Genomic DNA, 21,228 nt, shown 5'->3' with positions numbered 1-21,228 from the left:
ACCGACAGACTTATAAAGAAAGGCGTCAATGATTTAAATGGATGAGATTGAATTAAAAGCATATTTAACAGAGAGGGTGTTATCTTTTTGTACGCGCTGGAACAGTATCGAAAATACCCTCTATACCGAAAGAACTGCCGAAGAAGATAAGCTACGGCAGGAATTGCCAGTGGCTGAATGAGCAATTAGCGCCGTTATTTGACGATTTTTGCACCGAAAAACAGCGCGTTTACGGCGGAAAAGTGCGTAATTCCTTCGGGTTTCCTTCAAAATTTAATGGTTGCGATCATCCTCTTGAGGTGCAAGTCACTTTAAAAAATAAAAGCAGAGCCGAAATCTATATTAAAACCAGCACTAACTTCGAAGATGAGTATTTGTTTATTGCTCTCAAAAAAGCCGATGAATGGCGTATCGATAGCTATAAAAACCGTCGCTATGGTAATGAGAAATGGAGCGTACAAATCCTTTAATTCAGCTTAATCTCAATGCTTGACGTCAGTAAAAAATGACTAAAGCATTGAGTTTAGTAACGTCGGTTTAATTTAAGTGATGCACTGAGACACAAAAAATATTGTATAAATGGAACATCTTTATGCCATTAGATAATGCTCTTATTGCTCGAATCAAAGCCGAGACATTGCGGTTTACAACGGTTGAGGTTGAGCAATTTTTATTAGCTCATCCTGATAAAACCTTTCATGCCTTTGCTTTTGACACCCATGCCGAATACGCAGAATTAAATCTTTGTTTTAATACCGAGGCAGATTTTCAGCAGCGATTGGCCTATTACCAGTCTGGGAAATGGGCTGAGTCATACCAAAGCCCTGAGGCCATCCAAGAACTTAAATTCAATACAGGTGACTGGGAGTATCAATGTTTTAGTACATGTTACCTGCTTTCAGAGGATGAGTTGCAGACGATTCAACAGAGCTTACCCGAGGATGACTTTAGTGAGTGGGAGGAGATAGCACGGCAAATACGCGCAGTGTTTAACGAATGCCTAGTGCAGTTTACCCAAACTGAAGTCTATCAAGCGATCCCTAAAATCGATGGTTTTATGGCCTTTAGTATCGACCATGATGAAGATGTTGCTGATATGCTGGCTGATAGATTTTTATAGTTATTAAATTTAAAAAAAATTAAAATCAATATCTTATGCTTTTATTCGTCGGTCATGATATCCAATTGCACAGATTCTCCGATGACTTTGTTCAAGCCCTACACGGTTAACAATCATCACTTAAATCTATTCAACATAGGTTAATTGGGTATTGCGAGGGCATTTCAATCTACCTAAGCTATACAAAATAGCACCGCAGCTTTATTAAATTTAGTTGACTACTACACTCTTCATGATGAAAATACCGCGTTTTCTTCGAGATGATTTTGTATTTTATTGATATTATAGGTTTTTATGTTTGATATTAAATCTCGCTTAGCAAACAAATCGATTGGAGAATGGCATCAATGTATCGCATCCTTAGAAGACATACTTGATGTAGGCGTTGCACTTTGAGGAGCATGTGCTTCGACAACTTTTATCACCTCGCATCCATCAACACCAAAATACGATAGGTACCTGATTTATGGCTGATATGTTAGCCCAAGCAAAAGCCCGTCAATGTACCATCGCAATCGATGAACTTGTATATGATCCAGCCTCTCGCCAATTGAGCAAAAATGCTCAAGGAATTGAATTAGAACCTCGAAGCATAGAACTGCTTGAAGTCTTTTTACAGCAAACAGGTACTCCGATTGCGGCAGAAGACATTATCAGTCGGGTTTGGCAGAGCAATTATATTTCTAAAAATGTCCTGACTAATCGAATTAGTACGCTACGTGCCATTTTTAAAGAGAGCTCGCCTGAACTGGATGCAACTAAATTATTAGTGACTTATCCTAAAAAGGGTTACTACCTCAATGCGACGCGAGTTACTTTAATCGACAGCGCAGCTGATCTGATAGCACCATCGAAACCTGTTCAATCAAAGATAATGATTCATTTGGTTTATATGGGTCTGCTGATGATTGCGGGCTTTTTTATCTATCAACAGTCGCAAAAATTACCTATAATAGCGCCTGTTAATCCGCTCACCGCAACAACACGACAGGATGCTCATATCACTATTGCTGTGGTTGAATTGGTGCTAAACCGAATTCATGTCACCAATAGTGCTGCCAGTCCTTATGTTACAGCGATCAAAACCGCGTTACTTTCACAACTCGTCGCTTACCCCTATATCAATGTGCTTAATCAGGATGATCCAACCTATTTTTTAAGCCCGCTCAATGATAGTGAATATTGGCCTGGCGATGGCAACACCTTATTTTCGGACTACAAACTTAATTTGCGACTCGACAAAGCTCCTACATCCGATCAGCTTACTGCACGGGTTGAGTTGGTGTACCACAGCAGCGAAAAGCAAACGTATCGCGGTGAGTATATTCTCTCTACTGGCTCACTCGACCAAGATATACAAAAGATCACTGATGATTTGATTGATTATTTTAAGTTGCCAGTCATAGCCTCTGCCAATACAGAGCAAACTCATACCTTTATCAATCAAACTTTAGCGCAACAGCTAGATACTGATAACCCCAGTATGTTTCAGGCCAATTATCTTGCCAGACGACTGTTGCTTGACCCAGAGCTCAAGTCTGATCAAATACAAACTTGGCTCAATCGTATCGACAAGTTGTTTCCTTTCCCGAGTGAAGAAACTGAAATTTGGCTGGGTCTGCTTGATTTTAGAATTGGAAATCATAAACGCGCACGTGAACGCTTGTTGAAGGGGCACTTCAATAATCAAATCGACAACGCATTTATTTATTTAGTGTTGTCAAATATTGCCCTTAAAGATGATAAACCTGAACTTTTCCGTTATTACTACCTTAAATCATTAGTCTCTTTGTCTTTAGTCGTACCGTCAAAAACGGTTTTTGAGCAGTTGTCCCGCGAGAAACTCACGAGTCAATGTTTAGGTGTGTGGGGCGTGTTATTCCAAGACAAAGCGCTTACCGCTGACATCCATTCTTGGGCAATGTTTGCTAATTATTGTGATACAGCCGCCCCATATCTTCCTAAAGCCTCTGCAAAAAGGTCGCAATGAAGCGACCTTTAAACTCTAATTAATGCTGCTTTGTCAGTAACCCTGCACCACCGACTGGATGGGCACCAGCAAGGTGATTGATGGCCATAATATCCTCGCCTTTGGCATCCTCAATAAAGCCTATCTTGATAGTTTGATTAGAAATAATTGCACGCACTAACTCTGCACTCGCACCTTGTTGTTGTAGGTATTGCTGACAAGGTACACTTTCTGAATCATTGATTTTTAAATCAAAATGCATAATAAGTCCCTGCTTTGCACTTACCGCCCCCACTGCGATACATTGTGGATTACCTTGCGCATCAGTCATTGATGCAGTCAATTGCACGGGAGCTGAACCATCACGGGTAAACTTGTACATATCATAGTCTAGTGGACTGCCATAAGCAGAGGGCGTTTCCCACTGACTTGGCAGTAAGCTTGTCATCAATGCCGCGGTTAAAGGTCTTGCTTTGACTTGGATTAATAGTGCCGATAACTGTGGGTTATCGTTAACACGCATCGTAAATCCTTTATCGGTGAACAGCGGTTCGATATTGTCGGCAAATTGATTGGCTTGCAATTGTGCTCTATGAGCATTCGATAGCGGAGTTAACCAAGTATCGCCACGCTCAATACTGGATTGCTCGATAGTGCACTTACCTAGTCCATCGCGGCTACAAAAGTTAACTTTGATATTATTGTCAAATGCGCTTAATTGGTTTGCTTTTGCATTGATGTTATACCAGTCTGCTGTAGTTTTTCCGACTTGCTTTACACTGGCTTGCAACTCTTGCTGAGAAGGATAGAGGTCGAGTGCAAAGCCAACACCTACATATTGGCTATAACCGTCGTTACCACGAATAAAATCGCCTTCGTCTTGTGCCAAGCTGAGCAAATAGATCCCTTCAGCATATCTACTTTTGGCTTTAGTGCCGCCATTCTCATCGGGCTTGGGTTTTGTACTGTTGTCTGTGCTTGAACCACCACATCCCATCAACACTGAACTTAACGCAGCAACGAGTAATACACAACGCAACATAAAACACCCTTAACAATAATGGCTAAGCTAGCCTTAACTTAAATTAAGTAACGACAACCGTTACAACTGCGGCGTAATTTAGGTATCGGTATAAAGGAGGTCAAAAAACAAAAGTGAATTAAATAATAATTTAATCTTAATTTTTATTTAATTTATTGATTTTTAATAGTAAAAATTAATTTTTGAACAGGCGTGATTTTGCAATGATGTGCTCGTGATATCGATACTTCTCTATACAACGGATGCCGCAATCACGCTCATAGCAGCATTTTTATGGCGAGTCACTGGATTGACTGCGCCTCATTAGCTTGGCTTATCGATAGCAATTGCAGCATTTATCCAATAGCAATGAAGCTATAGTTCGAAGCGTAAGGTTAATATTGTGGAATGCCTGAAAGCGTGAGACCAGCAATTTGCGCTAGGATTTCCCCATGCACTCTGCTAACAACTTAACAAAAAAGTCGCTGCCTTTGCGTTCGCAAAAGGCAATGTTACGTTCTGGGATGGTTTCGGGATCTGTGTAACTGGCGAGAGCGAGCTCCATGCTGGCTTCGCGGATGATGTGCAGGGTTGGGTAGGGCGCGCGGTTGGTGAAGTTGGCTGCCCCGTCCTGTGGTTCGCCATCGAAACAATAGTCTGGGTGGAAGGTGGCGAGTTGATATGTGCCTTCGTACTCGTGTTCGATAAGCGTATCGGTTGCCATGTCGACGAGGTCGAGATAGGCATAAAAGCCCTCAAAACCTCGGGGCAGAATAAACAGCGTGGTTTCGGCTTCTGGGTGGGCGTCGAGGTATTGGCACTCTTCAATCAATGCCTTAAGCACGAGTTTGACTTTGGTTTGTTCCACCACCAGATACCGAATACTGCCGCGCTCGACTTCTTGTCTGGCGAAGGGGCAAATATTGTATTTCATGATCACTTTTTTGACCCAGTTGTCGGTTTGTTCAATGATCATGTCGATTTCGTTCATGGTGGTCGTGGCTCGTGCTGACAAAAATTAGGGGGCGATCATAGGGATGATAGACGCCACAAGCAAGATTGCCATAGTGATATTGAAGATCTTCTGTTGGCGCTCATTTTTTAAAATGCGCTTAAGGGCAACGCCAAAACCGAGCCACACAATGGCGCAGGGGAAGGCGACACATAAAAATACCGTTGCGATAGTAATCACTTGCGGAGTTAAATCTTGCTGCACTGACGTGAATGTTGCAATTGCGCCCACCGCCATGATCCAGCCCTTAGGATTCACCCATTGAAACGCTGCGGCTTGAATAAAACTAAAGGGTTTGGCAATGGCTTTGCCTTCCATCTTGCTACTGCTGTTGGCGATTAGCCAAGACAGATACAAAAGGTAACCTATACCGACGACTTTAATCACTTGATGGATGATAGGATAGCTTTGGAAGAGCGCGCTTAAGCCCAAGCCGATCGCGAGGATCATAGTTGGGAAGCCAAGGCTTATTCCCAGCAGATGCGGAATACTGCGTTTCACGCCAAAGTTAACCCCTGAGGTCATCAGCATAATGTTGTTCGGCCCTGGGGTGATCCCCGATGAGAAGGCGAATAGCGCGATAGCGAGTATTAACTCCATGGATAGATCTCACACCTTTTGTTGTCGTTTTTGGCATTATGATAGGGAAATCTACCTCGAATTTACGTGCCGAAGTATGACTATCACTGACGTTAAGCGAAGCATTCTAGCGGGTAAACGGAACCGCGCCTATACGCAGGGTGGGCTTTATAAGTAACAAATCATAACGAATTGGACCGGGGTGATTGTCTTACCGTAGTCCTTGTCAATAAGCACGATTTAACACCATGATGCATATAGACTTTCAGTCTGAGAAATAGCAACTATCCTTAAGCTGTAAAAATCGCAATAAGGGAAAGATCATGTATTTACCACAGAAAATTGGGCGTTTATTGACGCTTTTAACCATCAGTTTGGCCGTGTTGACGGCCTGTGTGAGTGTGGAGGATTCGCAGGTGTTGCGAACCACAGTCGTGACTTCGGGGGATTTGAGCCAATTACCGCCGAGCGCCATGACCTACAGTTGGCATCCCACTTTACAGAAAATCTTTGTTGATCCTAGGCTCGATAAACAGCAAGTCCAGCAACATATGCAGGATACCCTTAAAAAGGTGCTACTGACGAAAGGGTATCGCTGGGTAGAAGATACGCAACTCGCTGACTTCCAAGTAGGTTTTGGGGTTGCCATGGGTACACAAATGTCTGACGAGCAGATATTGGCCGCTGCAGGCTTAGTGCCGGGTCTGTCAAACCAAGGGGTGGATCCTAAAAAATACGATAAGGGTTCAGTACTCATTAGCCTTTTTAAGCCGACAGCGATCGTGGGGCAATCTTCTGAAATGGTATGGCGAGTCCTTGCCCAAGGCTTTGCCAACATTAAGGATATGGATGAAGTCAAAACCCGTTTCGATGGTTTAATCGATGAAATGTTGTCAGCGCTGCCCGTTACCCATGCGGTGCAATAAGCGGTGCAATAATGCCGTCAACTAGGCGCAATCATAAGGCGAGTGAGATACTCGCTTTGTTCTTTTAGGGAGGAAATGAGCGATAGGGTTTTTAGCTTTTATCCGAATTACGCTTAGTATCGTGAGATTTTAGTGATCATAGTTTAGGCTGTAACAAGCATAAACAGGACGATTTACCGTCCTGTTTATAGGACTTAGTCTGACGTCCGGTTAGCACTTATAAAGGGAGATTATTATGGCGCAAAGCATCTTTGTTAATTTGGCAGTCGAGAGCGTTCAGGATTCACGCGCTTTCTACTCAGGTCTTGGTTTTGGCATCAATGAGCAATACAGCAATGAGCAGGCTGCCTGCGTCGTCATTGCGGACAATATTTATGTGATGCTGCTGGCTAAGCCTTTTTTCTCTGGTTTTACCGATAAGGTGATTGCGGATGCTCATACCACGACAGAAGTGCTCAATTGCCTAGACTGCGACAGTCGGGAACGTGTCGATCACTTGGTTAAGCTTGCCGAGCAGCATGGCGGCAAAGCCTATCGTCAAGCGCAAGATCAAGGATTTATGTATGGCCATGCGTTTGAAGATCCCGATGGACATATCTGGGAACTTGTCTACATGGAAGCGCAAGGTTAGTGCATTCTCTTCACATTCCTCTAAACCAAGCTTGTCCAATAATAGCGCGCGTTGCGTGAGACCTAAGCTGTACACAAGGCAGCGCGCCTATGTTTAATTAACCAGCCTATCTTAAGCTGGCTTATTCCCTCGGTTGGAAATATGAGTCTCAAGAAATTCCTTTATAAAATCAAAATCATCCACATTTATTTCCCTAGGCGTGAACGACACTTGGCCGGAAATGTGGGCAAAGTTGATCGTGAAGCTACGTATGCCTCTGCGTTTTGAGTATTTTGTACTGGCAATGTCATCCAAAGGGACAAACTGCTGCTTCATCTCAAAAAGATGAAATTCGGCATCGTAAACATGAAAAATGAGGCCTTCTTGATAGATATCAATGTAATAGCCATCTGGCCCCGCTTCGGCTAATTTCCTTTGTTCATTTTTAGCGGCTTTGCCTAGTCTTATCGATTCAGAAATGATCATGAAGACGAAGAAAAATGCCACCACAACGGCTAAAACGACAACAATAGTAAATCCTATATCCCATGGTTCTGTCGAAAGCGATGCAGTCAGTTCCTTCCAAGGACCGCTTGCTATTATCAGCGGGATTATCAAGAGCAAAAATATTCCAGATTGCTTACTACGTAATTTTTGTTGGAATGCACAGCGACGGATAAAATGTTGAGGTCCTTGTTTCATCAAAAATATTCCATATAAAGATGTTTTTTACTTTGGGGAAGCCAAGCGCCACTTTCATCCATACGGAGGCAAGGCTCGAGTTCCTCGGGGTAATAACGAGACGGCGGCAATCAATTAACCTATGCTCTGGCACAGTTTCAATGCTTCAGCATGAGCATGCCGAGGTTTCGCTATCAGTGTGTTGATAACCATGACAGATAGCAACACACTGAATTGAATAAAAATGAAGTTATATTAGCTCCACGCTCACTTCATAGGCAGTGAATTTACGAATGTTAATCACACCGGTATCGAAGATCAGATACTGACCTTTAATCCCCTGTAAAATCCCGCTTACCACCTCATTTTTATCGAAGTTGTGGGAAGTGATCTTTTTCGGAAAGGTGTCGATGGGATAGTGAATTGACTGAATCGTTTCATCTAAACGCTCGATACTGTAATCGCCTTTTTGCATGCCGATTTCGTGCAACTTAGCCTCAATTTGCGGGATCAGTTCTGCAGCTTTAGCATTTAAATCGATATCATCGGCGTGGCCCTTGAGCATCGCTTGCCAATGGGTTTTATCGTTCACCAGTTTGGCCAATTCTACTTCTACTAAGCCTGAGAGTTGCCTTGTTGACACTTTAAAAATCGGCAAACCTTGGGTGGCACCTTGGTCAATCCAACGGGTGGGCAGTTGCGTGTGGCGGGTAATGCCGACTTTAACGCCTGAAGTATTCGCCAAATACACATAATGCGGCACAAAACAGTGGCTCTGGGCCCACTCTGGCTCGCGGCAAGTACCTTGGTCGTAATGGCAGGTTTCCGGTTTCATGATGCACATATCGCAACTGGCGAGTTTTTGCATACAGACAAAACAATGGCCCTGCGAGTAACTCTTCTTGCTCTTTTTACCGCAGTTACAGCAGAAGATATTGCCCGTGTGGGTCAAGGTTAATTGCTTGCCTATCAATGGATTGAGCGGGAGTAACTCATCACCGACAACGAGTTGATATTGCACTTGTTGCGCGTCATCTAACTGTACGCGCATCTTCTTTAGCGTTCCTAACATGGTAATCCTAATGTGTTGCGTTCTGGTGCAGCTTAGTCGCTCATCATGCTGTCTAGTGCACGCTTTCGTTATATCGTCATTGCGTGGCCGTCAGTATACAAGATTATCCAAGCCAGTTTAGATAGGAATTCTAGATAAGTGAGTCGATAAGTAAGGCGATAAGTCAGTCGATAAGTGAATCGATAAGTCAGTCAATAAGCGAGCCGATTGATGGCGTTAATGACCAGAGTCGATTGAATTAGTCGATTGAATGAGCTGATTAAGTGCGTCTTTGTAAACTGTACTCAACTCCATCATCTTAATCAGACTTTTTGAGGGTAATGATTTGAGTCTTATGATGAAAACCAGTAAGTTACCCAGCATTACAAATGGAGGTGTACTTATGCGGTTGGTTTTAGTGCTGATGTTTTTCTTTTCAACGGCTGTCTTCGCACAGACGGATAAGACGGTAATTCATTCAGAAATCTTGAATGATGACATCAACTTACAAATCCATTTGCCAGATACCTATGCGCATTCCAACGACTTTAACTATCCGGTATTAATCGTACTAGATGGCTCTACCCAATTTGAGCATGTGGCGGCGAATGTTGGCTTTTTAAGTACTTATGCCATTATTCCGGAAATGATCACCGTTGGCGTGAGTTCGGATCAACGGATGAAGTATTTTACGCCGACTCAAATCGATAAATTTAAAGACAGCTCCGGTGGTGCTGAACAGTTCAGGCAATTTTTAGAGCAAGAGCTACTCAGTACATTAGGCAAAAAATACCGCACCTCAGATTATCAAATACTCACGGGTCATTCCTTCGCTGGGCTGTTTACGAGTTATGTGGCTATGACGCCTAATAGCCAATTTGATGCGGTGATTTCAATCAGTCCCAGTTTATGGTGGGACAGTGATTGGCTAGTGCTTAAGTCGGCTGAGTTATTACCAGCTAAGCGTGCAAAACCACTGCGCTGGTTTTTGAGTATGGCAAGTGAACCCAATGAAATGGCGAGCGCGTTTGCGGCGCAAATTAAGCAGTTGCAAGACGGCTTAGGTGCAAACTCAACGGGTAACGCATCAAAGCAACTGTATTGGTTTTACAAACACTTCCCCGATGAAACCCACGACAGTACGCCGCTTGTTGGCAATATTGAGGCGTTAAAGACCCTTTTTGCCGGTTGGAATGCTGTGCCTGAAATTGCCGTTATGCCACTCAAGGACCTACAACACTTCTATCGACAAAAGAGCGCTGAGTTTGGCTATGAATTTCCACTCTTTGCTCAGCAATATAATGTTTATGGACTCAAAGCGACTTATGAACAAAAAACGGCTTGGGGCGTTGAAATTCTCGCAGAGGGGACGCGCGCGTTCCCCAATTCAGAGGTGTTATGGGACAGTTTAGCGACCGCCTATGATCTGGATGGACAGCTTGAACAGGCGATAAAAGCCTCCGACAAAGCCGTGCTACTGGCAAAACAAACGGATTCAGTGTTTTTAAATGAGATCCTCAGTCAAGCTAAGCGCTTGCAGTTGCGAGCGAAAAAGTAACCGCTCCCAGAGAGGGTTTAACTACAAAGTTGCAACATGTTTGGACAAGTCTCACGCGGCTAGGTAATCTTGTGATCTTTTTGTTCGCTGAGAATTTATCTTGCCTGCCAACCTGTTATTACTGCTTGCCGCCGCGATTTGGGGCTTTGGATTTGTCGCCCAAACCTTAGGCATGGAACATCTTTCCCCCTTTGCGTTTAATGGTATTCGCTTTTTAATGGGGACGTTCAGTTTAGTGCCTTTGGTGTGGTACTTGCGTCGGCAAAATAAGCTGCATGTGAGTGCGCCAAAGGATTTAGTGCGCGGCAGTTTGCTGGTCGGGGTTTTACTGTTTGCGGGCGCGTCATTTCAACAGGTCGGTTTGCAATACACCACAGCAGCGAACGCGGGTTTTATCACTGGTCTATATATAGTGTTAGTGCCTGTGCTTGGGTTAGCGCTAAAACATACAACAGGCTTGAATACTTGGCTTGGCTGCGCGATTGCCGCAGTCGGTTTGTATTTTTTAAGCGTTAAAGATGGTATGAGCATAGGTTATGGCGATGCCTTGCAGTTGGTGGGCGCCTTGTTTTGGGCATTGCACATTCTGGCGGTGGATCATTTTGCCAAGCGGATCTCGCCCGTGGTGTTAGCCATGATGCAGTTTTTTGTCTGCGGCGTGCTGAGTTTGATGGTGTCGGCGGTAATTGAAGTCACCACGCTCGATGGTGTGTTGGCGGCTTGGGGATCACTCTTCTATGCTGGGCTGATTTCGGTGGGGATTGCCTATACCTTGCAAGTGTTGGCGCAGAAAAATGCGCATCCTGCCCATGCGGCGATTATCCTCAGTTTAGAAACCGTATTTGCGGCCATTGGCGGCATTATCTTCCTCGATGAGAGTTTGAGTGTGCGGGCATTATTCGGCTGTGGCTTGATGTTGCTGGGGATGCTGATCTCCCAAGTGCCGCTACGGTACTTAGTCAAATCTCGGCATCAAAAAGTGAGTTAAACAAAAAACGCCGCTGGCATCTGCTTAGCGGCGTTTGTGTTTTTAGCATTTTAAAAACCGTTCTTAAGTGCCATTTAAGTGCTGTTTGAAAGTGCTATGGCAAATGCACGCTCTAAACGTGTTGGCGTGCTAAGTTTCGCTCGTCGTAAAGGTTAACGGCTTAATCTATCGAGCACGAGATCATCACCCAGGGCATAGAGGGATGCTACCAGTTGATCTTCTTGGGTCAGATCTGTGAGCCCAAGGCCGATAGTTGCCCGAAATAGCGCAATGCCTGTGTGGCCAGCGGTTTCATATTGGCTACTAAACTGCTCGATATTGATGCCAAGGGCATTGATTTTATTTGAGATATCGAGCACGAGTCCAGGTCTGTCGTAGGCCACTAGGCTGTAGCTCAAACGTTTGATGGGCTTAAGGGCGACCGAGGTTTTGGCGTAGGTGAGGGTGAGGCTATCGATGCACTCCAGCGCCTCAATGAGTTCGTCCATACGCAAGGCAGGCACTTCGAGCAGCAGAATAGCGGCAAAGATACCGTCGATATGGCGTAATTCTGAGTCGAGCCAGTTGCCGCCGTGGCGGCTCACTGCATGGGCGATTTGTTCTACTAATCCTTTTCTATCAGGTGCTTGAAGTGTTATTAAGTATCGTAGCATAGTGACTGACTCCTATTTTTTGTAAAAGGCACCTGTTTTAAAACGGGGTGTAACACAACTGTCATCTTTGCGTCATATAATCCAACGCACTTAGAATAAAGGATGTTGTTATTGCTCAGTTTACGTTCAAACAGTGTAAGCATAGCACTCGGCAAATCCTAGCGAAAAAACTCGCTGGCTATTAATAATAGAGGTTCTTAATGGAAAGTCAGGTCACTCAACCTGGTTCTGCATCGCACAGTATGCTTAAAGGCGGACGCTCGAATCGCAGGGCATTTAAGGATAAAGCGGCGCAAATCGGCGTCACTATCGGCGGCACTATGGTGTTTGTCGCCTTATTGTTGATCTTCTTTTATCTGTTGTATGTGATTAAACCTATTTTCGATAGTGCTGATGTCACACCTGTGAAGACGGTGAGCTATCAACATGCGGATGTTCCGACATTAATGGTGGGCGCTGAAGAGCAAAATGAGGTGATGTACCGTGTGGCCGTTGATGGCCAAGTGGACTTTTATACCGTTGCCGACGGTAACTTACTTTCTAGCTTTACACCGCCATTACCAGCGGGCGTGACTGTGACCAGTGCCGCCGTTGCCGTGCCGAGCGAACAGCGTTTTGCGCTGGGATTAAGTAATGGTCAGGTGCTAGTGGCTGGCCTAGAGTTTGGATTAAGTTATCCAAACAACAAGCGTTTAATAACGCCTAAACTGCGTTATCCCGCAGGCGAAACCCCGATCACCATTAATGAAACGGGTGGGGCGATTAATAAACTGACCTTCAGCTATAGTTCAGACAAAATGAGTTTTGCCTATCAAGATGAGAACGGCATTTGGCGTCTGACTCGCCTCGAAGGGCAAGAGAACATGATGACTGAAGAAGTGGAGTGGGTTTCTACTACCTCACAAATTCAAGATGCGCCGAAGAAAGTCTCCCATGAGCTGATGACGCCAGACCAACGTCAATTGATGTTGCAAACCGGCAATAAAATCTTCGTGTATGACATCCGTGATATTGACAGCCTAGATTTGCTGCAGGTGATTGATGTTGAACGGGCTAAAGCTCAAGTGAATAACGTGGCTTTGCTGGCGGGCGCGAGTTCGTTACTGGTCAGCTACGACACAGGTATTGTGGCCCAGTACTTCCAAGTCAGTGGTCCAAAAGGGCGTTTATATCAAGAAATCCGCCAGTTTGATGACTTACCGCCTATCGAGTCACTTACCTCTGAATTCTACCGTAAGAGTTTTGCGACAGTGAGCCCTGAGGGCGAGCTGACATTGCTCTATACCACGAGTCATCGTGAACTGTTTGACGAAAAATTTGACCTTAAAAACCCCGGTAAAATGGGTTTTACCCCACGCTCAAACGGCATAGTCGTTGAGGCGGACAAAAAGCTGCATATCTTCAGTGTGGAAAACTCCCACCCAGAAGTGTCATGGAGCGCTATGTGGGACAAGGTGTGGTATGAAGGTTATCCAGAGCCTAAATACGTATGGCAATCGACTTCGGGGTCTGATGATTTCGAAGCTAAGCTGAGCTTAATGCCATTGGCCTACGGTACGATGAAAGCGGCATTTTATGCCATGTTGTTTGCCGTGCCTTTAGCCATTGCTGGTGCGATTTACACTGCTTACTTTATGTCGCCTAAGGTGCGCGGTTTCGTTAAACCGACCATCGAAATCATGGAAGCCTTACCGACGGTTATCTTAGGTTTCTTGGCGGGTCTGTGGTTAGCGCCGCTGATTGAAGAACATCTCCCCGGTATTTTGATTTTACTGACCCTGTTGCCGACCTCGATTCTCGCTTCGGCCTATGGCTGGAGTAAGTTACCTGCAGCTTGGAAACAACGTTTACCCGAAGTGTACCAAGAGCTGATGTTGATCCCTGTGGTCTGTTTCGTGGGTTGGTTCTCTTTTGCGGTTAGCCCTATCATCGAAGTGGCGCTGTTTGATGGTAATACCCGTCAATTTATCACCAACGAACTGGGCATCACCTTCGACCAACGTAACGCGCTGGTAGTGGGGATCGCCATGGGCTTTGCGGTTATTCCTACGATTTTCTCTATCGCGGAAGATGCGATTTTCTCTGTGCCACGTCATTTATCGAACGGCAGCTTAGCCTTAGGTGCGACGCCTTGGCAGACACTGACACGCGTGGTGTTGTTAACCGCAAGTCCGGGTATTTTCTCGGCCATCATGATGGGCCTAGGCCGCGCTGTGGGCGAGACCATGATCGTACTGATGGCCACCGGTAACACCGCCATTATGGAATGGAGCGTGTTCGAAGGGATGCGAACCTTGGCAGCAAACATTGCGGTTGAAATGCCTGAGTCGGCTATCGGTAGCTCACATTACCGTGTGCTCTTCCTCGCGGCGTTCGTGCTATTCATCTTTACATTCTTCTTTAACACCATTGCAGAAGTGGTGAGACAGCGTCTACGTGAACGCTATAGCTCGCTGTAACGGGGATAAGACAATGACATTAAATACTATTTCGCCAGTGACCTTGAGAGGTTTGTGCAATGGGTAAGTGGGTAAAATCAGGCTCGCCATGGATATGGATGACGGGCGGTGCGGTGAGCATCAGTTTGATTGCCGTCTTAGGCTTATTACTGTTAATCGCTTGGCGTGGCTTAAGTTACTTTTGGCCAGCAACGGTTTACCAGTGGGAACTCGAAGATAACACGGGTGTACGTTCAACCTTAATTGGTGAAGTTTACGATAGGGAAGAAGTACCGACTGAGCGTTTGATTGCTGCGGGCCATGTGTTTAAAGAGCATCCTGGCGAGTTCGTCACCCGTTACTTAGTGAAAACCGGTAACCGCGAATTTGTAGGGCTAGATTTCCGCTGGATATTAGGCACTGACATTCTGAGCCGTTCTACGCCAAGCGATGTCGCCATGATTGAGCGGGCTAAAAACGGTAACTTCTACGGTTATCCAATCGCAGTGATTGAAAATGGCAAGCGTCTGGATTTAGTCAACGATGCGATTGAGTCTTCCTTAATGGAACATATCGACCGCGCTGTGGCCTTATCGGACAAAGCGGTAGATTTGCAGAAGCAAGACATTGGCTCGATTAACTACGCCATTGAAAAGCTGCGTTTACAGGAGCGTCGTTACGAGCTTGATGGCGAGCTGACCGAGAGCAATAAAGCTGACTTAGTGGCCAAGCGAGCGCAACTGCAGAAAGATTACTTAGTGCTTGAAAAAGCGTTATTTGCCCTGCGTGATGACGCGGCGCGAGATTCAGTAATCGTGCGTGATATGCGCGGTGAAGAAGTTGAGCTTAAGCTAGATACAGTGCTGGATGTGACCTATGTGAACCACTTAAGCCTAATCGGCAAAATTGGTAAATGGTTCGTCGGTATCGGCCGTTTTGTGAGTGACGACCCGCGTGAAGCCAACACCGAAGGCGGCGTTTTCCCGGCGATTTTCGGTACTGTGTTTATGGTGATGTTGATGGCCGTTATCGTGACGCCATTTGGTGTGGTCGCGGCGGTTTATCTACATGAATACGCTAAGAAAGGCCCAATCACTAAGATGATCCGTATTGCGGTAATCAACTTAGCGGGTGTGCCCTCGATTGTGTATGGCGTGTTTGGTTTAGGTTTCTTCGTCTACATGATGGGCGGCTCTATCGACCAACTGTTTTACGCTGAAGCATTACCGTCACCGACCTTTGGTTCGCCAGGGGTGATTTGGTCGGCATTGACCTTAGCGATTTTGACTCTGCCTGTGGTTATCGTTTCGACCGAAGAAGGTTTGAGCCGTATCCCAAGTGCGGTGCGTCAAGGTAGTTTGGCACTGGGCGCAACGAAAGCTGAGACACTGTGGCGCATTGTGATCCCAATGGCGAGCCCAGCTATCATGACGGGGTTGATTTTAGCTGTCGCCCGCGCTGCCGGTGAAGTGGCACCACTGATGTTGGTGGGTGTAGTGAAATTAGCCCCAACATTACCACTGGACTTTAACTTCCCGTTTGTGCATTTAGAACGTAAGTTCATGCACTTAGGGTTCCATATTTATGATGTGGGCTTCCAGAGTCCTAACGTTGAAGCGGCACGTCCTCTGGTGTATGCGACTTCCTTCTTGCTGGTGTCTGTGATTGTGGCACTCAACTTGACGGCCATTGGCGTACGTAACCACTTGCGTGAAAAATATCGTTCGCTTGAGCACTAATCAGCGATTATCCTGAAAGTATTAGGACTGAATATGATTTCTATAGATTCGACAGCAATGAAAACCAACAACTTTGATTTAGCGAACTTAAGCCAGACCGACACCGCGTTGGAGATCCGTAACTTAGACTTGCGCTATGGCAGTAAACAAGCGCTGTTTAATGTATCGATGAAGATCCCCAAGAAGCAAGTGACCGCCTTTATCGGCCCCAGTGGTTGTGGTAAATCGACGCTGCTGCGTTGTATTAACCGCATGAACGACTTGGTGGATAACTGCCATATCGACGGTGAAATTTTGCTGCACGGCCAGAATATTTACGACAAGAAAATCGACGTCGCGGCCCTGCGCCGTAACGTGGGCATGGTGTTCCAGCGCCCGAATCCGTTTCCTAAGTCGATTTATGAAAACGTCGTTTATGGTTTGAGATTGCAAGGGCTGAATAATCGTCGTGAACTCGACGAAGCGGCCGAGCGTTCACTGCGCGGCGCGGCGATTTGGGACGAAGTGAAAGACAGATTGCACGATAACGCTTTTGGTTTATCTGGCGGTCAGCAACAACGTCTGGTAATTGCCCGTGCCATTGCCATCGAGCCTGAAGTGTTATTACTCGATGAACCCACATCGGCACTCGATCCTATTTCGACATTGACGATTGAAGAGCTGATAACCGAGCTTAAGACTAAATACACTGTGGTTATCGTGACTCACAACATGCAACAGGCGGCGCGGGTATCGGATCAAACGGCCTTTATGTATATGGGTGAATTGATTGAATACGCTGATACCAATACGATTTTCACCACGCCGAAAAAACGTAAGACCGAAGATTACATCACAGGGCGTTACGGTTAATTAGCTCGGTCGCTATCGGATAAAGCCGCAACCGCAGGCTTTGAGCATGCTTGGTAAACAGTTAAGTAAAAGGTTGGCTAAATGGAAAACATGAATTTAAGTAAGCACATCTCAGGACAGTTTACCGCTGAGCTGGATGATATCCGTAACCGCGTACTCGCTATGGGTGGCTTGGTTGAACGTCAGCTTGAGCAAGCCATTGACGCGCTCAGCGCACTGGATGCGGAACTCGCGCAGCGTGTTATCGAGGGCGATCACAAGGTCAATGGCATGGAAGTGTCTATCGACGAAGAGTGCACCCGTATTATCGCCAAGCGTCAACCTGCGGCCAGCGATTTACGCCTGATTATCGCCATCTCAAAAACCATCGCCGATCTTGAGCGTATTGGTGATGCCTGCGTGCGTATCGCTAAAGCAGCGTTAGATAAGCGTTTGAATAATCAACAACCTTTACTGGTTAGCATTGAAAATATGGGCCGTCACGCGACCCGTATGTTGCACGCGACCTTAGATGCTTTGGCCCGTATGGATGCCGATACTGCGTTAGAGCTGCACAAAGAAGATGCCAAGCTTGACCGTGAATACGAAGGCATTATCCGCCAGTTAATGACTTATATGATGGAAGATCCGCGTTCTATCCCAGACGTCTTAGACGTACTGTGGGCAGCGCGTGCGGTTGAGCGTGTTGGTGACCGTTGCAAAAATATCTGTGAATACATCATCTACTACGTGAAAGGCAAAGACGTTCGCCATACTTCCTACGAAGATATGGAAAAGGACATGAAAAGCTAACACACGCATTAATCTGCGGTTGTAATGCCTGAATACAACGCTCCGCAGTCTCTGTGGAGCGTTTTGCTTTTAGGATGCTGAGCTAGGATCGTTGATTAGGATAGTGAGCTAGGATCGTGAGATAGAGAAGTGAGCTAGGATTTTGGGCTATGGATTGTGAAATTGGATAGCTAAGTTGAATAGTTAAATTGGAGTGTGAACTGGCATTCTGGATCAGTACCGCGAATAAAGAAGGTCATTTTTGTGCTTACAATAAATTAACCTTTGTTTAATCTGATGCTTGCAACAAGCTTTAGCTGCTGGAAAGGGCGGTAGACCTAGATAGTGAAAGCAGTCGAAGCCTAAGTGCTAGCGTTTTTGTGTTTAGCTGTGGGATTGATATCACAGCACGTTAATCTCAGAATTTAACCGCCACCCCTATTTGTTACCGCTAAGGTTTGGGGTTAGCAGCGCAACGGAATGGGCGCTGTGTCGGCGATAACATGGATAAGTTGATGAGCCCATTATTGTATTCTTTAAAGCAAGGTTTCGAAGCCCTTAAAAGTATTCGAAATCATATTTCTGAAGCGAATTTACCCGCGGATTTCCCCCGCGCTGAATTACCGCCACTGTCCGAGGACGCTAAAGCCGAGCTATTGCAGCTATTAGCGCCGCTAGAAGCCTATCGAATTGAAAAGCTTGAAACTAAACTCTCCCGTAAAAAATGGGCGAAGCGTCTAGGTTGGCTATTGTGCCTGCCCGCACTGGCTTTTGATTTAATCTCGTTAGCCTCTAACCATGACCCAACCATTTTGAGCCTGATCGTCCTCGCCGGCATTTTGATGTGGGTTCAGCTGCCTGAAATGCAATATAAGCGCCATTACAAATATAAAATCTTGCCTGTTTTACTCAAAAAACTAGGAGACTACCGTTATAGCCCCGACTCCTGTGTCAACCTTGATTCAGTGGCAGATTTCGAACTTATGCCCCGTTTTAGCAATCAGCAATCAGAGGATCATATTCGCGGCAAGGTAGAGGATATCAGCTTCGAATTTTGCGAATTAACCTTAAAATCCCGCGGCAGTAAGTCAGACAAGATCCAATTTAAAGGTGGGGTAGTGATCATGACGATGCCCTTTAGCTTTGAATCCCATACTGTTGTCAGCCAAGACTATGGCTCCCTTGGTAACACCATGGCAGGCATAAAGAAACCCAGAGTGAAACTCGAAAGCGTGACCTTTGAGGCAATGTTTGAAGTGTATTCCCACGACCAACATTACGCGCGATATCTGTTGTCTCCCGCCGTAATGGAACGCCTCGTTGAGCTGGAACAGTTATTTCGTAAAACGGCGCGCGGGTCGGGGCTGAGTATCGAATTTAAAGCCAATAAAGTGCTGATCATGGCGAGCTATTTTGGCAATTTATTTGATACCGTCGATATCAACTTACCCACCCATGATATGTCGAAAATTCCGCAGTTACAGCAGGAGTTAGTCTTGATTACTGGCATCATCAAACAGCTAAAATTGGATTATCTTGCAGCGCAAAATCTGGCGACACAGCAGACACTTGAGAGGATTAAGACATTAGCGGGTTAACTAGAGCTGTTCTTTTCTCTGTATTTTGAACTGTACTTTGAGCAGGTTTTTATTCGTCGAGAGAAGAGGTTGCTTCAGAGGACTTAGCGTTTGCAGGTCTTCACTCATAAAGGCTTGCCATGGCATTTACTCATCGACTCGGTGAATAGAAACCTAGGGTTTCTGAGCTTATGAACGAGAGCCATGGTCGTTCTCATGCATCCCTGCATTGCACGACATTCAGGCGTCCTGCCCATCAGATGGCGAACTGGCCGTTAAACTGGGATGTTGTTCAAGTCCATCCGTGGATGCTCGACCGCCCCGTCCATGGGGCGGACGGTCGTCTCGCTAATCACCATGACTCACCTTCCGAATATTCGCGTAATCTGTTGATTTAAAAGACATACGCAACGCATTGTGGGACAATTCCGAGTTAGATCGTTAGCTCTAACATATGAATTTCGGATTAAAATGTCTATGGATTAACTACTCTTCTTGCTCGATTTGTTAAGAACCGCCGTTCTTGAGAATAGAGAACAGATATGCAGCCGCGACTGAGCTGCTAGCAGCGATAAACCAAGACAAAATACTTGGCCACGCTCGCTTCAAGTAACCGGGCTTGTTTTGCTCTAGGTAGATAGCCGTATTAGGAATAAACTTGTTATGAATAAATAAAAGAAAATTCAGTAGTGCGAAAACCACAATGACGAATATTCCACGATCCTTCCAATCTGCTATTTCTGGAAGAACGATAAGCATTGCTACAAATATTGCACCGTTTAAGTTAAGACCATACTTCCGGTAAGTGGTGACAAGGGAATTTTGTTTTGGCTTTATCGTTTGGTATATAGATTCTGCTTTACCTAACACCCAAGATTCATTAATACCAGAAACCCTGATTTCACTAGTGCCGTTTGCGACCAATTCAATAACGATAACCCTGTTTATCCCATATGCTTCCGGCTCTTGAATTACAATTTTTATGTAATTTAGCTGATCAATGCCATCAAGTTGATTGAAAAAATCGTCGGCATATTTCGTTAATTCACTTCCACGCTGGGTGTATGTGACTATAACTCGACCTGATGAGAAATCTTTTTTTATGAAACTGACAAGCTGCAAAATGTCATCTTTGAAAAGCCTGACTGAGCCTAAGTGAATTGTTTTATTGTGAATTTGCTCTGGGTTTCTCCCTCTTGCATCTTCAGCTGGGTCTGTAACATTTATATCATGAGGATAAATTTCGAAGGTCCCAGCCGTGCCTATCGTTGATTCCCATTCACCTTTTATGTTGCCTTGTGGTGTCAATCTCCCTTTAACGGTTACATCCCCGTGTTGAGCTCCGTCGTCTGCACTTTCAGGTTTACAATGCAGAATAATCTGATCATCAACTGTTCCGGAGTATGCATAAATGGAAACGCCAAAGACAGAATCCATTATTCTCAAGCGGCCAGAAATATTCTCGGCTTCTTGGTTTAGGTCAAGAAACACATTACCGGTATTGGTGCCATATATTCGGCCTGCCCATCGATTCGCGAGATTTCCCATTATTTGTAATGTACTCCTTGCTCTTAACGCAGTACGCGATGTTGGAGCGCTTTGTTATGCGCGCTCGCTATTATTTCTGCCTTGCCTTTTTAGAACGCATTTAAATGGAGCCATATTATGCTCACCATCAACGTA

20 protein-coding genes are annotated in these 21,228 nt (G+C 45.3%); 13 read left to right on the top strand and 7 right to left on the bottom strand.

The annotated features are described in order from the left end of the window. Positions 1–37 precede the first annotated feature (37 nt). From Q4Q52_RS00100 to Q4Q52_RS00085, 4 genes are all read left to right on the top strand, one after another. On the top strand, positions 38–181 hold the full coding sequence (locus tag Q4Q52_RS00100; RefSeq protein WP_261273799.1) for a hypothetical protein: 144 nt from the start codon (positions 38–40) through the stop codon (positions 179–181). Further along, positions 114–470 carry an NTF2 fold immunity protein gene (locus Q4Q52_RS00095; protein ID WP_311889478.1) on the top strand — a complete coding sequence of 119 codons (357 nt, stop codon included), beginning with the start codon at positions 114–116 and terminating at the stop codon, positions 468–470. Before Q4Q52_RS00100 ends, Q4Q52_RS00095 begins: the two co-directional genes overlap by 68 nt. A gap of 122 nt (positions 471–592) precedes the next feature. Further along, positions 593–1,120: a DUF4303 domain-containing protein gene (locus Q4Q52_RS00090; RefSeq protein ID WP_259563265.1), complete on the top strand. Its 528-nt coding sequence runs from the start codon at positions 593–595 to the stop codon at positions 1,118–1,120. Positions 1,121–1,586: 466 nt separating this feature from the next. Next, positions 1,587–3,110 carry a winged helix-turn-helix domain-containing protein gene (locus Q4Q52_RS00085; RefSeq protein WP_311989546.1) on the top strand — a complete coding sequence of 508 codons (1,524 nt, stop codon included), beginning with the start codon at positions 1,587–1,589 and terminating at the stop codon, positions 3,108–3,110. A gap of 19 nt (positions 3,111–3,129) precedes the next feature. On the opposite strand, the gene Q4Q52_RS00080 is transcribed toward Q4Q52_RS00085, so the two are convergent. From Q4Q52_RS00080 to Q4Q52_RS00070, 3 genes are all read right to left on the bottom strand, one after another. Then, a complete protein-coding gene (locus Q4Q52_RS00080; protein WP_311889203.1) occupies positions 3,130–4,131 on the bottom strand; it encodes a hypothetical protein in 1,002 nt (333 codons plus the stop codon). A gap of 418 nt (positions 4,132–4,549) precedes the next feature. After that, positions 4,550–5,101, bottom strand: coding sequence for a DUF1415 domain-containing protein (locus Q4Q52_RS00075; RefSeq protein WP_259563268.1), 552 nt, complete (start codon positions 5,099–5,101; stop codon positions 4,550–4,552). Between the two features lie 27 nt (positions 5,102–5,128). After that, positions 5,129–5,722 carry a LysE family translocator gene (locus Q4Q52_RS00070; protein WP_311889201.1) on the bottom strand — a complete coding sequence of 198 codons (594 nt, stop codon included), beginning with the start codon at positions 5,720–5,722 and terminating at the stop codon, positions 5,129–5,131. Between the two features lie 302 nt (positions 5,723–6,024). Between Q4Q52_RS00070 and Q4Q52_RS00065 the strand changes: the two genes are divergently transcribed. After that, complete coding sequence (locus tag Q4Q52_RS00065; protein ID WP_220777320.1) at positions 6,025–6,627, top strand: DUF4136 domain-containing protein; 603 nt, start codon at positions 6,025–6,027, stop codon at positions 6,625–6,627. A gap of 235 nt (positions 6,628–6,862) precedes the next feature. Then, on the top strand, positions 6,863–7,258 hold the full coding sequence (locus tag Q4Q52_RS00060) for a VOC family protein (protein WP_311987568.1): 396 nt from the start codon (positions 6,863–6,865) through the stop codon (positions 7,256–7,258). Between the two features lie 111 nt (positions 7,259–7,369). Here the strand turns inward: Q4Q52_RS00060 and Q4Q52_RS00055 are convergent, their stop codons facing one another. Together Q4Q52_RS00055 and Q4Q52_RS00050 are read right to left on the bottom strand one after the other, a co-directional pair. Beyond that, entirely contained in the window at positions 7,370–7,939 is a 570-nt protein-coding gene (locus Q4Q52_RS00055; protein ID WP_220777318.1) for a hypothetical protein, read from the bottom strand. Between the two features lie 229 nt (positions 7,940–8,168). Then, on the bottom strand, positions 8,169–8,990 hold the full coding sequence (locus Q4Q52_RS00050; RefSeq protein ID WP_220592523.1) for a DUF2797 domain-containing protein: 822 nt from the start codon (positions 8,988–8,990) through the stop codon (positions 8,169–8,171). Positions 8,991–9,372: 382 nt separating this feature from the next. Here Q4Q52_RS00050 and Q4Q52_RS00045 point away from each other — a divergent pair, with 382 nt between their 5' ends. Next, positions 9,373–10,527, top strand: a complete 1,155-nt coding sequence (locus tag Q4Q52_RS00045) for an alpha/beta hydrolase-fold protein (RefSeq protein ID WP_311989545.1) — start codon at positions 9,373–9,375, stop codon at positions 10,525–10,527. Between the two features lie 100 nt (positions 10,528–10,627). Continuing rightward, a complete protein-coding gene (locus Q4Q52_RS00040; protein WP_106650088.1) occupies positions 10,628–11,515 on the top strand; it encodes a DMT family transporter in 888 nt (295 codons plus the stop codon). Between the two features lie 152 nt (positions 11,516–11,667). Here the strand turns inward: Q4Q52_RS00040 and Q4Q52_RS00035 are convergent, their stop codons facing one another. Next, positions 11,668–12,168 (bottom strand): ACT domain-containing protein, encoded by a 501-nt coding sequence (locus Q4Q52_RS00035; RefSeq protein ID WP_311989544.1) that lies wholly within the window; start codon positions 12,166–12,168, stop codon positions 11,668–11,670. 200 nt (positions 12,169–12,368) lie between these two features. Between Q4Q52_RS00035 and Q4Q52_RS00030 the strand changes: the two genes are divergently transcribed. The 5 genes from Q4Q52_RS00030 (at position 12,369) to Q4Q52_RS00010 (ending at position 19,566) form a co-directional block, all read left to right on the top strand. Further along, positions 12,369–14,627 (top strand): ABC transporter permease subunit, encoded by a 2,259-nt coding sequence (locus tag Q4Q52_RS00030; protein ID WP_311989543.1) that lies wholly within the window; start codon positions 12,369–12,371, stop codon positions 14,625–14,627. Positions 14,628–14,686: 59 nt separating this feature from the next. Further along, positions 14,687–16,345, top strand: coding sequence for a phosphate ABC transporter permease PstA (pstA, locus tag Q4Q52_RS00025; RefSeq protein WP_311989542.1), 1,659 nt, complete (start codon positions 14,687–14,689; stop codon positions 16,343–16,345). A 33-nt stretch (positions 16,346–16,378) separates the two neighbouring features. Further along, positions 16,379–17,197 (top strand): phosphate ABC transporter ATP-binding protein PstB, encoded by an 819-nt coding sequence (gene pstB / locus Q4Q52_RS00020; RefSeq protein WP_006081067.1) that lies wholly within the window; start codon positions 16,379–16,381, stop codon positions 17,195–17,197. Positions 17,198–17,278: 81 nt separating this feature from the next. Then, positions 17,279–17,989 carry a phosphate signaling complex protein PhoU gene (phoU, locus tag Q4Q52_RS00015; protein ID WP_011846414.1) on the top strand — a complete coding sequence of 237 codons (711 nt, stop codon included), beginning with the start codon at positions 17,279–17,281 and terminating at the stop codon, positions 17,987–17,989. Between the two features lie 494 nt (positions 17,990–18,483). Beyond that, positions 18,484–19,566 carry a DUF3137 domain-containing protein gene (locus Q4Q52_RS00010; RefSeq protein ID WP_311989541.1) on the top strand — a complete coding sequence of 361 codons (1,083 nt, stop codon included), beginning with the start codon at positions 18,484–18,486 and terminating at the stop codon, positions 19,564–19,566. Between the two features lie 486 nt (positions 19,567–20,052). On the opposite strand, the gene Q4Q52_RS00005 is transcribed toward Q4Q52_RS00010, so the two are convergent. Next, positions 20,053–21,093: a hypothetical protein gene (locus Q4Q52_RS00005; protein ID WP_311989540.1), complete on the bottom strand. Its 1,041-nt coding sequence runs from the start codon at positions 21,091–21,093 to the stop codon at positions 20,053–20,055. Positions 21,094–21,228 lie beyond the last annotated feature (135 nt).

The organism is Shewanella sp. SP1S2-4, from assembly GCF_031932075.1.
GTDB classification, from domain to species: domain Bacteria; phylum Pseudomonadota; class Gammaproteobacteria; order Enterobacterales; family Shewanellaceae; genus Shewanella; species Shewanella baltica.
The sequence above is the reverse complement of the archived record's forward strand: the minus strand, read 5'-3'. Positions and strand labels throughout refer to the sequence as shown.

Bases quoted from the DNA above. Each gene is read 5' to 3' on its own strand.
- Q4Q52_RS00100 (WP_261273799.1), top strand. From the start codon at position 38: ATGGATGAGATTGAATTAAAAGCATATTTAACAGAGAGGGTGTTATCT.
- Q4Q52_RS00090 (WP_259563265.1), top strand. From the start codon at position 593: ATGCCATTAGATAATGCTCTTATTGCTCGAATCAAAGCCGAGACATTG.
- Q4Q52_RS00085 (WP_311989546.1), top strand. From the start codon at position 1,587: ATGGCTGATATGTTAGCCCAAGCAAAAGCCCGTCAATGTACCATCGCA.
- Q4Q52_RS00080 (WP_311889203.1), bottom strand. From the start codon at position 4,131: ATGTTGCGTTGTGTATTACTCGTTGCTGCGTTAAGTTCAGTGTTGATG.
- Q4Q52_RS00075 (WP_259563268.1), bottom strand. From the start codon at position 5,101: ATGAACGAAATCGACATGATCATTGAACAAACCGACAACTGGGTCAAA.
- Q4Q52_RS00070 (WP_311889201.1), bottom strand. From the start codon at position 5,722: ATGGAGTTAATACTCGCTATCGCGCTATTCGCCTTCTCATCGGGGATC.
- Q4Q52_RS00065 (WP_220777320.1), top strand. From the start codon at position 6,025: ATGTATTTACCACAGAAAATTGGGCGTTTATTGACGCTTTTAACCATC.
- Q4Q52_RS00060 (WP_311987568.1), top strand. From the start codon at position 6,863: ATGGCGCAAAGCATCTTTGTTAATTTGGCAGTCGAGAGCGTTCAGGAT.
- Q4Q52_RS00055 (WP_220777318.1), bottom strand. From the start codon at position 7,939: ATGAAACAAGGACCTCAACATTTTATCCGTCGCTGTGCATTCCAACAA.
- Q4Q52_RS00050 (WP_220592523.1), bottom strand. From the start codon at position 8,990: ATGTTAGGAACGCTAAAGAAGATGCGCGTACAGTTAGATGACGCGCAA.
- Q4Q52_RS00045 (WP_311989545.1), top strand. From the start codon at position 9,373: ATGCGGTTGGTTTTAGTGCTGATGTTTTTCTTTTCAACGGCTGTCTTC.
- Q4Q52_RS00035 (WP_311989544.1), bottom strand. From the start codon at position 12,168: ATGCTACGATACTTAATAACACTTCAAGCACCTGATAGAAAAGGATTA.
- Q4Q52_RS00030 (WP_311989543.1), top strand. From the start codon at position 12,369: ATGGAAAGTCAGGTCACTCAACCTGGTTCTGCATCGCACAGTATGCTT.
- pstA (WP_311989542.1), top strand. From the start codon at position 14,687: ATGGGTAAGTGGGTAAAATCAGGCTCGCCATGGATATGGATGACGGGC.
- pstB (WP_006081067.1), top strand. From the start codon at position 16,379: ATGATTTCTATAGATTCGACAGCAATGAAAACCAACAACTTTGATTTA.
- phoU (WP_011846414.1), top strand. From the start codon at position 17,279: ATGGAAAACATGAATTTAAGTAAGCACATCTCAGGACAGTTTACCGCT.
- Q4Q52_RS00010 (WP_311989541.1), top strand. From the start codon at position 18,484: ATGAGCCCATTATTGTATTCTTTAAAGCAAGGTTTCGAAGCCCTTAAA.
- Q4Q52_RS00005 (WP_311989540.1), bottom strand. From the start codon at position 21,093: ATGGGAAATCTCGCGAATCGATGGGCAGGCCGAATATATGGCACCAAT.